Consider the following 14,566-nt stretch of genomic DNA (forward strand, 5'->3'; position numbering starts at 1 on the left):
CCCTGTCCTGGCCTAGCGGGCGATACCGCCGCCTCCCATGTAGAGGCGCAGCTTCCCGTCGTGCTCGAAACTGTCGCCGTACAGGCGGGTGACGCCGCCGGTCGACAGCCCGTGGCCCGTGCCGGGCAGCACCCACGTGGAGCTGCGCACCCGGTCGTCGCCCGGCGCGGCCACCGTCAGGTCGGCCCGGTGGTCGCCGTCCAGGTCGACGAGGCGCACCGCCAGGCCGAACGCGGCGCGTGCGTCCTTCTCTCCGCCGATGTCGCCCGCGTCGACGACCTGGGCCCCCTCACCGGTCAGGCCCTTCGGGCCGCCGAGCAGGAGCAGTACTTCTTCCGGGCCCGTCTTCGCGTCCTCCTTGCTCCGGGGGGAGCCGGCCACCACGTCCGCGTAGCCGTCGCCGTTGACGTCGCCGGTGTCCAGGGAGGGGAAGGCGGCGTCCTCGTCCTGGGGTTCCACGCCGGGGGTGTCGCGGTCGACGGTCACCGGCCGTTCGTCCTTCCCCGGACCGGCCCGGGAGCCGTGGAGGACGGTCACCGAGCTGTGGCTCGCCTTGCCGCGCCGGGGGCTGAGCACGAGGTCCGCGAGGCCGTCGCCGTCGACGTCGCCGACCGCACCCGCCGCCGCGTCGGGGAGGTCGATGTCGTCCGGCTGGGCCAGCCCGCCTCGGCGGGCGTGGAAGTAGCTGACCGGCCAGCGTTCCTCGAACGTGGCGGTGCCGAGGGGCTCGTCGTGGTGGAAGGCGATCAGCTCGTCGACGCCGTCGCCGTCCAGGTCTCCCGCGACGAGGTCCTCGTAGGTCGCGGACCCGATGTCCCGTGCGGGTCGGCGCGGTGCGGACACCGGGCCGGTGCCCGCCGGAGAGCCGTCGCGGGTGAAGGGCCCCTTGAGCAGGCCCTTGTCGGAACCGAGCCCGAAGACCAGGTCGGCATGCCCGTCGCCGTCGAAGTCCCCGGCGACGAGGTGCTCCTCCAGCGCCTGGTCCAGCGCCCAGGAGACATGGCTGCGGTCCGTGCCCGGTACGCGGGCGGCGCTCCGCAGACCGTCCGGGGAACCCCACATGACGATCACGCTCGGTTCGTCGTCGAAGACGACGGTGGCGAGGTCGGTGTACCCGTCCCCGTCCAGGTCACGGGCCACCACGTCGGTCCCGAAGAACGCCTCGTCATCGGCCTTTCCCGGTATGGCCGCGTCGTTCTGCGAGAGGTACTGGCAACGGGCGAGACCGGTTCCTTCACCCGATCCGTACGCCACCGCGATGCTGCCGCCGGAGGCGGCGTTCGCCACGTCGCCCAGTGCTCCCATGGCCAGATCGGGGTGACCGTCACCGTCGAAGTCGGCAGCCGGCGCGGTACCGGCGGGCGCCCGCCCGTCCTTCGCCGGGGCGCCGGAGGATGCGGTGCCGTGAGCAGCGGTGTGGCAGGCGCGGGGTCCGGCGATGCCGGGGGTTGCGGACCGGGCCAGCACCACCGCGGCCGTGACGGCGACGGCGGCGACCGCCGCACCGGCCGCGATCATCCATCGGCGTGTGCCGCCACGTGTCCGCTCCGTCCTCTGCTCAGCTTCCTCGACGTCCATATGATCAAGCACGTCGCGACGGTGTCCGGCGGTTCCGGACGCCCGGTCGCGGAGGGACCGACGCCGTCGCCGTCACCGTTCGCTCAGCCGAGGAAGTCGGCGACCATCGCCGCGAACTCGTCCGGGGTGGCGAGCCGGACGCCGAGGCTCTCGGCCTTGGCCCGCTTGGCTCCCGCGCCCTCCCCCGCGACGAGGAGGCTCGTGTTCTTCGAGACGCTGCCCGACGACTTGCCGCCGGCCCGCTCGATCAGCTCGTTCATCTGATTGCGGGAGAGCTGCTCCAGGGGACCGGTCATCGCGCCGGTGACGACGACCTTCAGACCCGCCAGCGGGCCCGCGTCGGCGGCCGGCGCGTCCGGGTCGTCCTCGGCGGGCGGGGTGGCGCCGGGCTCGGTCATGCTCAGTCCGGCTGCCGCGAGACGGTCGATCTGCTCGGCCAGCTCCGCGAGTTCGGCGACGATGACGCGGGCCTTCTCGGCGCCGATGCCGTCGACCCGCTGCATCGCCTCCGCGTCCGCCGCTCTGATCCGGTCCATCGTGGCGAAGTACCGGGCGATCCGGCGGGACATGGACCGGCCCGTCCCGCGCACCCCCAGGGCGCACAGCACCCGGGACAGCGGCTGGGCCCTGGCCGCCTCCAGCGCCGCCATCAGGTTGTCGGTGCTGGTCTCCCCCATCCGCTCCAGACCGAGAAGCTGCTCACGGGTCAGCCGGTCGAAGAGGTCGGGCAGGGCGGTGACCAGGCCCGCCTCGACGAGCTGGACGACCCGGGTGTGACCGAGGCCCTCGATGTCGAGCTGGTCGCGCCCGGCCGCGTACGCGATCGACGCGACGAGATGACAGTTGCGGCCGCGCTCGCACCGCCACCGCTGCTCGCTGGTGTCGATGCCCGAGCCGCACTGCGGGCACGCGGCGGGAAAGACGATCTCCCGCTCCTCCCCGGTGCGCAGGTGGGCGACGGGGGCCTCGATGCGGGGGATGATGTCGCCCGCCTTGTAGACCATCACCTGGTCGCCGAGGAGCAGGCCGCGGCGGGTGATGTCGGCCGGGTTGTGCAGGGTGGCGTACGTGACGGTGGAGCCGTCGATCTCGACCGGCTCCAGGACGGCGCGCGGCGCGATGATGCCGGTGCGGCCCACGTTCCACTCGACGTCGAGCAGCCGGGTGATCTTCTCGACCGCCGGGAGCTTGAACGCCACCGCCCAGCGCGGCGCCCGGGTGCCGGAGCCCGCCGTCCGCTGGTCGGCGGCGAGATCGGCCTTGACGACGATGCCGTCGATCCCGAACGGCAGGTCGGCGCGGAGCCCCGCGATCCGCTCGACCTGCTCCACGACCTGCTCGACGCTCGTGACGACGACGCCGGGCACCTGGGTGCTCGCCGGGGTGTTGACGCCCCAGGCCGCCGCCCGGTCCATGAGGGCGCCGTGCGCGGACTCCTGGAGCTCGGCGGCGAGGGCCGCGTCGGTGCCGGGCAGCGGCAGCAGTCCGTAGCCGAAGAACGTCATCGGCACCGTGTAGGCCCGGTCCTTGGCGCGCAGGGTGCCTGCCGCGGCGTTGCGCGGATTGGCGAACGGGTCGCCGCCGTGTCCGGTGCGCACCTCGTTGGCGTACTCGAACTGGGCCGCGGTCATGAGGACTTCGCCGCGCACCTCCAGCGTGACGGGCTCGGTGAGCCGGTCGGGCAGGCCCTCGATCGTGCCGATGGCGTGGGAGACGTCCTCGCCCGCCGTGCCGTCGCCCCGGGTGACGAGGCGGGCGAGGCGGCCGTCCTCGTAGCGGGCGGCGATGGCGAGACCGTCCAGCTTCGGCGAGACGTTCCAGCTCGCGACCTCGCGGCCGATCCGGCGCTCCAGGGAGGCCGCCCAGGTGGTGAACTCCTCGCCGGAGAACACATTGTCCAGGCTCAGCATGGGCACGGTGTGCGGGACGTCTCCCTCGACCGCGCCGCCCGCGACCTTGCCCGAGGGCGAGTCGGGCAGCACCTCGTCGGGATGCTCGGTCTCGTACACCGTGATCGCCCGCACGAGCCGGTCGTAGGCGTCGTCGTCCAGGGCGGAGGTGCCGCCGTCGTAGTACGCGGCGGCGGCCCGGCGGGCGTCCCGCACGGCCCGGGTGTAGGCGGCGGAATCGGACAGCGCGGGCAGGCCGGAGGGAACGGCAGAAGTCGTCGTCATGCAGTTCATCCTGCCTGGTGCCACTGACAATGACGGGTCGTCAGGCCAGGGACAGGTCCGCCTGCCGGGAGTGCGGCGCGGGCGCCGTCTCGCGGGTGAGGGCGACGACGGCGATGTCGTCGGTGAGGTGGTGGGTCCAGTCGTGGACGTCCCGGTTGAGGTGGGTGACGAGCGCGCCCGGCTCGGTGCCCGCCGCCACTTCCAGGCGTTCGGCGAGGGGGTAGAACTCGCCGGAGGAGTTGCGGGCCTCGCTGAGCCCGTCGGTGTGCAGGAGGAGCGTCTCGTCGGGGGCGAGTTCGACGGTGGAGGGAAGCGGAAGGTCGTCGCCGAGAGCGCCGAAGCCGAGCGGCAGCAGGGCCGGTACGGCGATCTCCTGCACGCTGCGCCGGGAGACGGCCAGGGGCGCGAGGTGGCCGCAGTTGACCACGTCGACCGCGTCGCCCGCGCCGCCGTGCTGCAGCAGGACGGCGGTGGCGAACAGTTCCTCGTCGCCGCGGGCGCCCGCGGCGCGCACCAGTTGCCGGTCCAGGCGGGCGGCGAGTTCCCCGAGGTCCGCGACCTCGTGCGCCTGGCACCGGAAGGCGCCGAGGACGTCGGTGACGGTCTGCACGGCCGGCATGCCCTTGCCGCGGACGTCGCCGACGAGGATGCGGGTACCGAAGGGGGTGTCGACGGCTTCGAGGAAGTCGCCGCCGATCCCGGTGCCGACGGTGGCGGGCCGGTACAGACCGGCCAGCCGCAGACCGCCGAGCCGGGACGGGATCGGGTGCAGCACGGCGTGCTGGAGCGCCCCGGCGGCCTGTTCGGTGCGGGCGTGCCGTTCGGTCTGCTGGCGCCGCAGGAACGTCAGGACACCCGCGAAAACGCCGATGGCGAGGGCCGTGACGACGGTGCCGGGCCGCTGCGCCACCTGTTCTCCGGCGAAGCCGCGGATGAGCAGGTACTCCAGGCCGGCCGTGCCCGCGACGGCCAGGGCGACGGCGGGCCGTCCGACGACGAGTGCCGCGGCGGACACCACGGCGACGGCGACCCAGAGCAGTTCGCCGGTCTCGGCGGAGGTCGGCCCGGTGCGCAGGACGGAGGAGGCGGGCATGGCCTGCGCGGCGGCCGTGCCCAGGACGATGGCGGTCGGGTGGAGGGCGGAGAAGGCGCCCAGGCGGGAGTGCGGCAGCGCGGCGAGGAAGCCCGCCATCTGCGGGGTCTGGGCGGTCATGATGCCAAAGCCGACCAGGGCGGACATCGCGCAGCACATGGCCGTCGCCGCGACCGCGCCCGCGGGGACGGTGTGCAGCAGCGCCAGGCCCACCGCCGCGAGGGGCAGCCCGAGCGAGCAGCCCGTCAGCGGGGTGAAGGCGGTGCGCCGGGCGAGCAGGCAGGCGGCGGCGCCGCCGAGGCCGAACGCGGAGACGGCCAGGACGCCCTGGGTGCGCGTGCCGCCGCCCGCGATCACCAGCGCCGGGAGGGCGAGCGCGATGACGATCTGGGTGAAACCGACGACGACTCCGGCGGCGAGTGCCGTGCCGGGCTGGCGCAGCGGGGCACCGGTCAGGCGTCGGCGGCTGCGCGAGCCCAGCAGACCGGCGGCGACCGCGGCGGGCGACGCGGCGAGCGGCGCCAGCACCCAGGGGTCGGACCAGCCGCGCACGGGCGCGAGATAGAGGCCCGTGATCAGCAGCACCGCCGCGCCGAGGCAGCCGGAGACCAGCATGTCGAGGCGGGTCGAGGTGCCCGACACGGCCGTCTCGGGCACGATGCGCAGCACGGCGACGGTACCCGCGACGGCGAGCACGGCGAAGGCCACGGAGACGGTCCGCCAGCCCACGGCGGAGACGATCACCGAGGCCGCGTTGCTGACGCCCATGAACACCAGGGACATGATCGCGAGCCAGGTTCCCATGATCTGGCGCAGGCGTCCGGGCAGCGACAGGGACGGGACGAAGGCCAGGCAGGTCACGAAGATCGCGGAGGCGGCCATGGTCACCAGGACGCGTCCGGCGATGTAGGCGGAGGGCTGTGCGACGAAGGCCACGAAGAGGCAGCCGGTGCCGAACGCGGCCAGCGACCAGACCAGCACCCGGCGGCGGCCGAGCCGGTCGCCCGCCCTGCCGGTGACGAAGAGCGCGACGATCCCGGCGACGGCGCCGATCACCTCGCCCGCGGCCATCGACTCCCGGCTCACGCCGAGGTCGCGCGAGAGCGAGGGTCCCGCGGCGGCCCTGAGCACGGGACCGATCACGTACAGGGCCGCCAGTGCGGCGAGCACGGCGTACACCCGCTTCGGCGCACGTCCCGGGCCGGGCGGACCCGCCGCTCGCACGACCATGTCCCTCGCCACGTAACCGCCTCTTCCTCTCCTCGCGCCCCCTGCCGCTCGGCCCCTGAGTGTGCGCCCCTGACGTCGCACCCCTCTTGGGATGCCCGGATCGCGCACCATATATTCGGATGGTTAAGTTTTAAGGTCTAAAGTCACGACCGGTACGGGCGAACGGCCCGGAGCGCGTTCGTATCCTGCCCCTTGTGATCACTTCGCCCAGGGACGCCACGTTGCGCCAGGTCCTCGACCACGACGAGGACGGTGTGCTGCGCCTCGTCCTCGCCCCGTCCGGGTCCGATGCCCCGGTGCGCGGGGTGCTCATCGGCGACGAGGGCGCCGACCGGCCGCACGACGGTCACCTGGTGCTCGGGGCGGGGCTCACGCCGGACCCGGTCGCGGCGGTGGAGCACATGCACGAGCTGGCACGGCGGGGCGCCACCGCCCTCGTCCTCAGGGACACCGGCGACGGGCCGCCCCCGGCGGAGATCGTCGCGGCCGCGCGGGAGACGGGTCTCGCCCTGCTGGTGCGGGCCGGGTGGGCCGACTGGGCGGACGCCGTGGAACTGGTCCGCTCCGCGTGCGCCTTCGCGGCGCTCGGCACCGCGGACCGGCTCGTGGGGGACCTGGCGGGCGGCGAACTCGCTCTGCTGGCCGCCGAGGTCGCCCGGCACTGCGGCGCCTCGATCACTGTGGAGGACACCCGCTTCCGGGTGCTGGCGCACTCCGCGACCGGACCCGACGCCGATCCCGTCCGGCAGTCGACGATCCTCGGCGGGAAGGTCCCCGACTGGCGGGTGGCGGAGCTGCGGCGGGCCGGTCTGCTGCGCGCGCTGTGGAGCTCCCGCGACGTCATCCACCGCGCCGCGGACGGCGGCGACCCGGAGCGGCTCATCGTCGCGATCCGCAACGGCGGCGAAATGCTCGGCTCGATCTGGGCGGCCGCCGACGGCGGCGGTTTCACGCCCGAGGCGCCGGAAGCGCTGCGCCGGGCGGCCGAGGTGGCCGTGCCGTATCTGCTCCAGCACCGGCTGCGCGTCGGCTCCGAGCGGCGCCGCGAGCAGCACGCCCTGCGCGGGCTGCTGTCCGGCGAGGGCGACCGGCGCACCCACATGTGGTCGCTCGGGCTCACCGCGCGGACGCCCTGCGCGGTGGTCGTCGCCGAGCAGGAGGAGTCCACCGCGCCCTTTCCCGAGCGCGTCCTCCAGGCGCTGGCGCTCCGGGCAAGGGCCCACAGGTCGGGCACGCGGTACCTGCGCGAGAGCCGCCGGCTCACCGTGCTGATCCCGGTCCCCGACGGACAGGACCGGGACGCGGTGGTGCTCGCCCGGGATCTGGCCTCCCTGGCCGCCGCGATGCCGGACGCCCCCGCGGTGCGGGTGGGCGCGGGCCCGGTCGTGGCGTCGCCGCTGGCGGCCACCGAGTCCGCCGAGGAGGCCCGGCTGATCGTGCGCGCCCTGCGGGAACGCGAAGTGCGCGCCGCGCGATCCGACGGCGAGCCGCCGCTGCGGCACGCGGGCCCCGAGGACGTCCGGCAGAGCGTGGCGGTGCTCCGGGTCCTGGACGCGGTCCGGCCCTTGTGGGAGCGGCACGGCGGTCCGGTGCACGCCATGGTCGCCGCGGACGGGGCCGCCGGGGGCGATCTGGTCCGCTCGCTGACGGCCTACCTGGACGCTGCGGGTGACATACCGCGCGCTGCGCGGCGTCTGGTGCTGCATCCCAACACGCTGCGGTACCGGCTCAAGCGGGTGCGGGAGCGCTTCGGCCTCGACCTCGACGATCCGGACACCCGGCTGATCGTCACCCTCGCGATGCGGCTGGCCACCTCGGACAACGCCCGGGACGTCACGGAGATTTGACCCGGTTCGAGAGGGTGTTCGGAGCAGCGCACAAAAGAAGGCCGCTGTTTTGGCCCGGCATACGAAGACGTGTCCCTCGGCGGCGGCCAGGCTCGGGGCATCTCCCCCGTTCCCGTGACGAAGGCCGCCCCGTGACTCTGGATTCCGCCCCCATCCTCGACCCGCGCACGGCAGAGGAGCGCGTCGCCACTGTGCTGCGGCACGCTGTCGACCGGAGGCTGGTCGGCACCGAGCAGCCTGTGGCGGGCTTCCTCGACACCGACGGCATCCGGGCGTCCGTCGCCGCGCTGCACGCCGCGTTCGGCGAACTCCCCGACGTGCTGCACACCTTCGCGGTGAAGGCATCCTCACTCGTCCCCGTCCTGCGGCTGCTGGCCGATCTGGGGATGGGCTGCGAGGTGGCGAGCCCCGGCGAGCTGCGCCTGGCCCTGGACGCCGGCTGCGCTCCCGGCCGGATCGTTCTCGACTCGCCCGCCAAGACCCGCGAGGAGATCGCCGAGGCGCTCGCCCTGGGCGTGGCGCTGAACGCCGACAACCTCGACGAGCTGGAGCGCGTCGACGCGCTGCGCCCGGCCGGCAGCACGTCCGTGATCGGGCTGCGCGTCAACCCGCAGGTCGGCTCCGGCTCGATCGGTGCGATGAGCACGGCCACCGCCACCTCCAAGTTCGGCGTCGCGCTGCGGGACGCGGGCGCGCGCGAGCGTGTTGTCCGGGCGTTCACCCGCCGACCCTGGCTGACCCGGCTGCATGCCCATGTCGGCTCGCAGGGCTGCCCGTTGGAGCTGATCGCCGAGGGTGTCGCGGAGACGTACCGGCTCGCCGAGGAGATCAACACGGCGGTCGGCCGGCAGCAGATCACCAGCCTCGACATCGGCGGCGGACTGCCCGTGAACTTCACCGACGACGAGGTACGCCCCACCTACGAGGACTACACGCGGGCCCTGCGCGCCGCGGAGCCGCGCCTGTTCGACGGCCGGTACGGCCTGGTCACGGAGTTCGGCCGGTCGCTGCTCGCCAAGAACGGCTTCATCGCGGCCCGCGTGGAGTACGCGAAGGAGGCCGGAGGCCGCCGGATCGCGGTGACGCACGCGGGAGCGCAGACGGCGACCCGCACCGTGCTGATGCCGGGCGCCTGGCCGTTGCGCGTGGGTGCCTTCGACGCGCAGGGCCGCCCCAAGACCGGCGTCCCCGTGCCCCAGGACGTGGCGGGGCCCTGCTGCTTCGCGGGGGACGTCGTCGCCGAGGACCGTGCGCTGCCGCCGCTGACGGAGGGCGACTTCGTCGTACTGCGCGACACCGGCGCCTACTACTTCTCGACGCCCTGGGCCTACAACAGCCTGCCGAGGCCCGGCGTGCACGGATACGCCACGGACGCCGACGGAGGCGTCCGGTTCGTGCCCGTACGCGACGCCCAGACCCTCGACGAGATCGCGGCCGAGAGCGGAGCCCGGCACGCCGACCGGCTGACCGCCCTCTCGCGGTGCTCGACGCGACCGCCGATGACATCGGGGACAAAGCTGTGACAAAGGTGCGGGCAACGCACGCGGGGGATCGCGGGTCGTAACAGGTGCGGCGGGGAACGCCGGGGCCGGACCGTCCGGCCGAACGACCGACACGGGGGATGACACTGATGAACGTACGAGAGAACCGGGCACTGTTCGCGACGGGCGCGGCGGCGGCCGTGGTGGCCGTGGCCGCCCTGGCCGCACCGGCGTCGGCGGCGGGCACGCCCCGCTTCCTGTCGCAGTCGGAGCTGCCGCCGCACTCCTCCTCCGCCTGGACCGCGGGGCCGGTCACGGCCGGACAGCCCGATCCGCTGCCGCTGTGCGTGGGCGACGCCCTGCCGTCGACGTCGGTGCACCGCGTCTACCGCACCGACCTCGACACCGGCGCGCTCCAGGTGACGGTCGTCGAGCGGGACGCACGGGCCGCCAAGGAGTTCGTGGCGCTGCTGCGCCGGCACCTCGACAGCTGCGCGAAGGACGTGATGGCAGCGGACCCCGAGGTCACCGCCAAGCAGAAGTACTACGGCAAGCTGTCCGTGGAGGAGGGTGCGTACGTCTACGGCGTGCACACCGAGGCCTCGTGGGGCGCCTCCGACATCAATCTCTTCTCCGTCGGCCGGGACGGCGCGGTCGTGACGGTCGTCCAGTGGGGCGAGATGGGCTCCTTCGCGCAGGCGCCGGTGGCCGCCTTCAAGAAGACGACGGTGACGGCGGTGAACAAGCTGCGCTGACAGGGGGGCGAAGAAAGGCTCTCAGGAGTCGGGCACGGCGAAGTCGCACCACACCGCTTTGCCCTCGCCGCGCGGCTCGACTCCCCAGCGCGACGCCATCGCCTCCACCATGACCATGCCGCGTCCGGAGGTGGCCGTCTCCCCCGGCGTGCGCCGCTGCGGGCGGGAGCTGGAGCGGTCCTTGACCCACAGGCGGACCGCGCGCGGCGGCCCGGTGAGCACTTCGAGGGTGAGCACGGCGCCGCCCTCGGTGTGCATGAGGGCGTTGACGAGCAGTTCGCCGGCGGCGGTCTCCACGTCGTCGGCCATGCTGCCGAGCCCCCAGGCGGTGAGGTGTTCGCGCAGGGCGGCCCGCGCGTCCGCCAGGCCCTCGGGGTCGGCCTGGTGGACGTAGCGGTGCATGCGGGGCGCCTGCGGGGTGCCCGAGTCCGGCACCCTGCGCAGGACGACCAGCGCCACGTCGTCCCCGCTGCCCCATTTCTCCCACAGGGAGCGGGAGAGGTGGTCGGCGATCTGCTCCGCCGTGGGCGGCCCGGCGCTCAGCGCGTCGGCGAGCGCGCGCAGCCCTTCGTCGATGTCGGCGCCGGGCTCCTCCACGAGGCCGTCGGTGCAGAGCACCAGGGTCTCGCCCGGGACGAGGTCGAGGCGGGTCTCGGGGAAGTCGTCCTGCTCGAACTCGGTGGCCAGACCCAGGGGCAGTCCGCCGCGCAGCCGGGGAATGCCGACCCGGCCGTCGGTGTGCCGCACGAGCGGGGGCAGGTGTCCGGCCCGCACGGCGCGGACGATGCCGGTGGCCGGGTCGAACTGGGCGTACGTGCACGTCGCGAAGCGGTCCGTGTCCAGTTCGGCCAGGAACCGGGAGGCCCGCGAGAGCACCGTCGCGGGCGGGTGCCCCTCGCCCGCGAACGCCCGCAGCGCGATCCGGAGCTGGCCCATGATCGCCGCCGCGTGGGTGTCGTGCCCCTCGACGTCGCCCACGACGATCCCGAACCGGCCGCGCGGCAGCACGATGACGTCGTAGAAGTCGCCGCCGACCTGCCGCCCGCCCCACGCGGCGTGGTAGCGCACGGCGAGTTCGGTGTCGGGGACCTCGGGGACGGACTTGGGCAGCATCGTCGCCTGGAGGCTGCGGGCCAGGTCGCGTTCCTCGTCGAAGAGGATGGCCCGCTGGAGGGACTGGGCGACGATGCCGGACAGGCCGATGCACAGATTGCGGTCGGCGTCGGAGAACTCCCGGCGGCCCCGGTAGAACAGGGCGAGCCCGCCGATGGCGCGGTCCTGGGCGACCAGCGGCAGGAACGCCGCGGCCTCCAGTCTGAGCCGGTCGATGTAAGGGGCCAGACGGGTGAAGCGGTGGGCCAGGTCGGACAGGTCCCCGACGAACCGGGGCTGCCGGCTCATGACCACTTCGGCGAGCGGCAGGGAGTCGTCGATCTGGTGCAGCTTGAGTTCGTCGAGGGCCTGCATCGACTGGCCCACCAGGGCGATCAGCTTCAGGTCGGCTCCCTCGACCAGGCCGAGGACGAGCCCGTCGGCGGCGAACCGGTCGAGGCCGCCGGCGCCGGACAGCACGGCCACGACGTCGTCGACGGTCACGGCCCGGGACAGCGCCTCGGTGGTGCCCTGGACCATGAGGGCCACTCGGCGGCGTTTGCCGTCGGCGTCGTCGAGTCCGGCCAGCTCGGCCGGTTCGTGCGGGGCGGCGCGCACCACGCCGACGACCCGCACGGCCCGCCCCCGCGCGTCGCGCAGGATGCGCCCCGAGACGTGGGTCAGGCGTGCGGTGCCGTCCCGCATGCCGATCTGGAAGTACGCGCCGTAGGCGTCGTTGCCGGTCGCGACCGCCTCGTTGATGACCGCGGTGACGCGGACGGCCTCCTCGGGCGGGATCCGTGACAGCACGGACTCCGCCGTGTCCCGGAACTCCTCCCGGGGCAGGTCGAGGACGGCCAGGCAGTTGTCGTCCAGGCGGAGGGTGCCGCCCTCCAGATCCCAGTCGAAGCTGCCCATGCCGGTCAGTCGCAGTCGCTCTTCGAGGCCGATCTCCGGCTCGTGTGCAGGGCCCATATGACTCTCCGGTGTACCGCTTCGTCACCATATCGGCACGGTGACGGGACCGCGCGACGGCCCGAATGTCCCCCTACCGATCAGTAGCGCTCGGCCGTGCCCAGGTACTGCTCGGCGAACGCGGCGGCGGCCCGTTCCGAGGTGAACAGACGGCGCAGCCTGGCCAGGCTCGTGCCGGTGCGGAACGGGTCCCCCGCGGCCGCGCCGTGGTAGACCTCCGACAGCCATTGGGAGAATTCCTGGTAGTCCCAGACGCGGCGCAGGCAGGTGGGCGAGTAGCCCGTGAGGGTGACACCGTCGGGGTCGGCGCCGGTGAGGCGGGCGGCGAGCGCGTCGCCGAGGAGGAAGGCGTCGTGCAGGGCGAGGTTCATGCCCTTGGCCGCGATGGGGGCGACGAGATGGGCGGCGTCTCCGGCGAGCAGGAGCCGGCCGACCGCCATCGGCTCGACGACGTAGTCGTGCATGTCCAGGATCCGCTTCTCGACGAGGCGGCCCTCGGTCAGGGGGTCGGACCCGGTGGCGGCGAGGCGGCGGTGCAGCTGGGCCCAGACGCGGTCGTCGGGCCAGGCGTCCGGGGTGTCGCCCGGCGGGCACTGGAGGTAGTAGCGGGTGACCTCGGGGCTGCGCGGCATCTGTCCGGCGAAGCCGTCCGGGTGCACCCCGAACAGCACGCAGTCCGCGGAGGGCGGCGCTTCGGCGAGCAGGGCGAGCCAGCCGATGCCGTAGTCGTGCCGGGCCGTGCGGACCCGGCCGGCGGGCAGCGCCGCCCGGCCGGTGCCGCGGGCGCCGTCGCATCCCGCGACGAAGTCACAGTGCAGCAGGCGGCGCCGCCCGGTGTCGGGGCAGGTGTAGGCGACGGCGGGGTGGTCGGACTCCACGTCGTGCAGGGTGACGTCGCGGACGCCGAAGCGGATGTCGCCGCCGCGCACGTCGGCGTACTCGCGCACCAGGTCGGTGACGAGCAGCGGCTGCGGATAGACGTAGTGGTGACGGCCCGTCAGTGCGTGGTAGTCGAGGCGGTGTTGTTCGCCCTCGAAGCGGAAGGCGCAGGCGGTGTGCCGTTCGGCGTGCGCCAGGAGGGGTGTGGCCAGGCCGCGCCGGTCGAGGGCGCGGACCGCCCACTCCTCGATGACGCCCGCGCGCGGGCGGTGCTCGATGAACGCGCGGGTCTCGCACTCCAGGACCACGCAGTCGAGGCCGGCGGCGCGCAGGATGTTCCCGACGGTGAGTCCGGCCGGGCCCGCTCCGACGACGACCACAGAACAGCGTTCCGCAACAGGTGAGTTGGGTTCCCGGGACAGGGTCACGCGGTCATTATGGGGGCGGGCGCGGACGGGCGTCAGGCCCCGAGATCGATGTGGGTGCCGAGCCCCTTCCGCTCGGCGAGGTCGGTGAGCAGCCGGGTCACGGCGAGGTCCTGGAGGCCCACGCCCACGGAGTTGAAGAGGGTCAGGTCGCTGTCGGCGGTGCGGCCGGGCGCGGTGCCCGCGAGGACGTCGCCGAGTTCGGTGCGGAAGTCGTCATCGCGCAGCGCGCCCTCGGCGAGCGGGATCAGGACCTCGCCGGACTTGCTGCGGGCCGTGTCGTAGGCGTCGACGACGATGCGGCAGCGGCGCATCGCCTCCGTGTCGAGTTCGCGGTGGTCGGGCCGGGGCGGGGCGCCTACGGCGTTGATGTGCTGACCGGGCGTCAGCCAGGCTCCTTCGACGAGTGGTTCGCGGGACGGAGTGAGGGTGCACAGCACGTCACAGGCCTCGGTGACGGCCCGTGGTCCGTCCAGGGCCTTCGCGGGGACGCCGAGTTCGGCGGTGATCCAGGCGGCCAGGTCGCGGGCGCCCGCCGGGGTGCGGCCCCAGAGCACGACCTGCGTGTAGGGGCGGCCGGGCAGCAGGGCCCTGGCGTGTGCGCGGGCCAGCGGTCCGGTGCCGATCAGGCCGAGGGTGCCGGCGTCGGCGCGGGCGAGGGCACGGGTGGCGACGGCGGTGGCGGCGGCGGTACGGACGCGGGTGAGTTCGGCGCCGTCGAGCAGGGCGTGACAGGCGCCGCTCTCCGTGTCGGTGGCGAGGACCGCGGAGCGCTGGACGGGGAGGCCGTGGTCCCGGTTGCCGGGGAGGTCGGCAAGGAGTTTGACGACGGCGAGGGCGTCGGGCGCGGAGGCGGCGGCCATGGCGAGGAAGGTGTCCTGGGTGCCCGGGAGTCTCAGGGCGGGCGGGGCGGGCAGGACGGCCGCGCCGAGGGTGAGGTCGCGGTGGGCGCGGGCCACGGCCGCCTCCACCTCCTCGACCTGGTCGGCCAGCAGCTCGCGGATGGTGGACCGGGTGAGGATCAGGGTCATGGTGGG

9 protein-coding genes are annotated in these 14,566 nt (G+C 74.0%); 3 read left to right on the forward strand and 6 right to left on the reverse strand.

Going from position 1 to position 14,566, the window contains the following annotated elements; translation table 11 throughout:
• Positions 1 to 12: 12 nt before the first annotated feature.
• From ABT127_RS26170 to ABT127_RS26180, 3 genes are all read right to left on the reverse strand, one after another.
• Entirely contained in the window at positions 13 to 1,518 is a 1,506-nt protein-coding gene (locus tag ABT127_RS26170; RefSeq protein WP_351454660.1) for an FG-GAP repeat domain-containing protein, read from the reverse strand.
• Positions 1,519 to 1,661: 143 nt separating this feature from the next.
• Entirely contained in the window at positions 1,662 to 3,761 is a 2,100-nt protein-coding gene (ligA, locus tag ABT127_RS26175; protein WP_351454826.1) for an NAD-dependent DNA ligase LigA, read from the reverse strand.
• Between the two features lie 31 nt (positions 3,762 to 3,792).
• Positions 3,793 to 6,087 carry an MFS transporter gene (locus ABT127_RS26180; protein WP_351454663.1) on the reverse strand — a complete coding sequence of 765 codons (2,295 nt, stop codon included), beginning with the start codon at positions 6,085 to 6,087 and terminating at the stop codon, positions 3,793 to 3,795.
• Between the two features lie 182 nt (positions 6,088 to 6,269).
• Here ABT127_RS26180 and ABT127_RS26185 point away from each other — a divergent pair, with 182 nt between their 5' ends.
• The 3 genes from ABT127_RS26185 (at position 6,270) to ABT127_RS26195 (ending at position 10,158) form a co-directional block, all read left to right on the forward strand.
• The gene (locus ABT127_RS26185) at positions 6,270 to 7,922 is read left to right on the forward strand and encodes a helix-turn-helix domain-containing protein (protein WP_351454666.1); all 1,653 of its coding nucleotides are present in this window, start codon (positions 6,270 to 6,272) and stop codon (positions 7,920 to 7,922) included.
• Between the two features lie 137 nt (positions 7,923 to 8,059).
• Entirely contained in the window at positions 8,060 to 9,445 is a 1,386-nt protein-coding gene (locus ABT127_RS26190) for a type III PLP-dependent enzyme domain-containing protein (RefSeq protein WP_351454828.1), read from the forward strand.
• Between the two features lie 98 nt (positions 9,446 to 9,543).
• Entirely contained in the window at positions 9,544 to 10,158 is a 615-nt protein-coding gene (locus tag ABT127_RS26195; RefSeq protein ID WP_502971782.1) for a hypothetical protein, read from the forward strand.
• A 21-nt stretch (positions 10,159 to 10,179) separates the two neighbouring features.
• Here ABT127_RS26195 and ABT127_RS26200 read toward each other — a convergent pair whose 3' ends face one another.
• The 3 genes from ABT127_RS26200 to ABT127_RS26210 form a co-directional block, all read right to left on the reverse strand.
• Positions 10,180 to 12,225: a SpoIIE family protein phosphatase gene (locus ABT127_RS26200; RefSeq protein ID WP_351454672.1), complete on the reverse strand. Its 2,046-nt coding sequence runs from the start codon at positions 12,223 to 12,225 to the stop codon at positions 10,180 to 10,182.
• An 80-nt stretch (positions 12,226 to 12,305) separates the two neighbouring features.
• Positions 12,306 to 13,526 (reverse strand): 4-hydroxybenzoate 3-monooxygenase, encoded by a 1,221-nt coding sequence (locus ABT127_RS26205; RefSeq protein ID WP_351454829.1) that lies wholly within the window; start codon positions 13,524 to 13,526, stop codon positions 12,306 to 12,308.
• Positions 13,527 to 13,564: 38 nt separating this feature from the next.
• Entirely contained in the window at positions 13,565 to 14,560 is a 996-nt protein-coding gene (locus ABT127_RS26210; protein WP_351454674.1) for an ornithine cyclodeaminase family protein, read from the reverse strand.
• Positions 14,561 to 14,566 lie beyond the last annotated feature (6 nt).

This window comes from Streptomyces sp. NPDC001904 (assembly GCF_040297005.1).
Taxonomy (GTDB): Bacteria; Actinomycetota; Actinomycetes; order Streptomycetales; family Streptomycetaceae; genus Streptomyces.

Bases quoted from the DNA above. Each gene is read 5' to 3' on its own strand.
- ABT127_RS26210 (WP_351454674.1), bottom strand. From the start codon at position 14,560: ATGACCCTGATCCTCACCCGGTCCACCATCCGCGAGCTGCTGGCCGAC.
- ligA (WP_351454826.1), bottom strand. From the start codon at position 3,761: ATGAACTGCATGACGACGACTTCTGCCGTTCCCTCCGGCCTGCCCGCG.
- ABT127_RS26195 (WP_502971782.1), top strand. From the start codon at position 9,544: ATGACACTGATGAACGTACGAGAGAACCGGGCACTGTTCGCGACGGGC.
- ABT127_RS26200 (WP_351454672.1), bottom strand. From the start codon at position 12,225: ATGGGCCCTGCACACGAGCCGGAGATCGGCCTCGAAGAGCGACTGCGA.
- ABT127_RS26170 (WP_351454660.1), bottom strand. From the start codon at position 1,518: ATGATCGCGGCCGGTGCGGCGGTCGCCGCCGTCGCCGTCACGGCCGCG.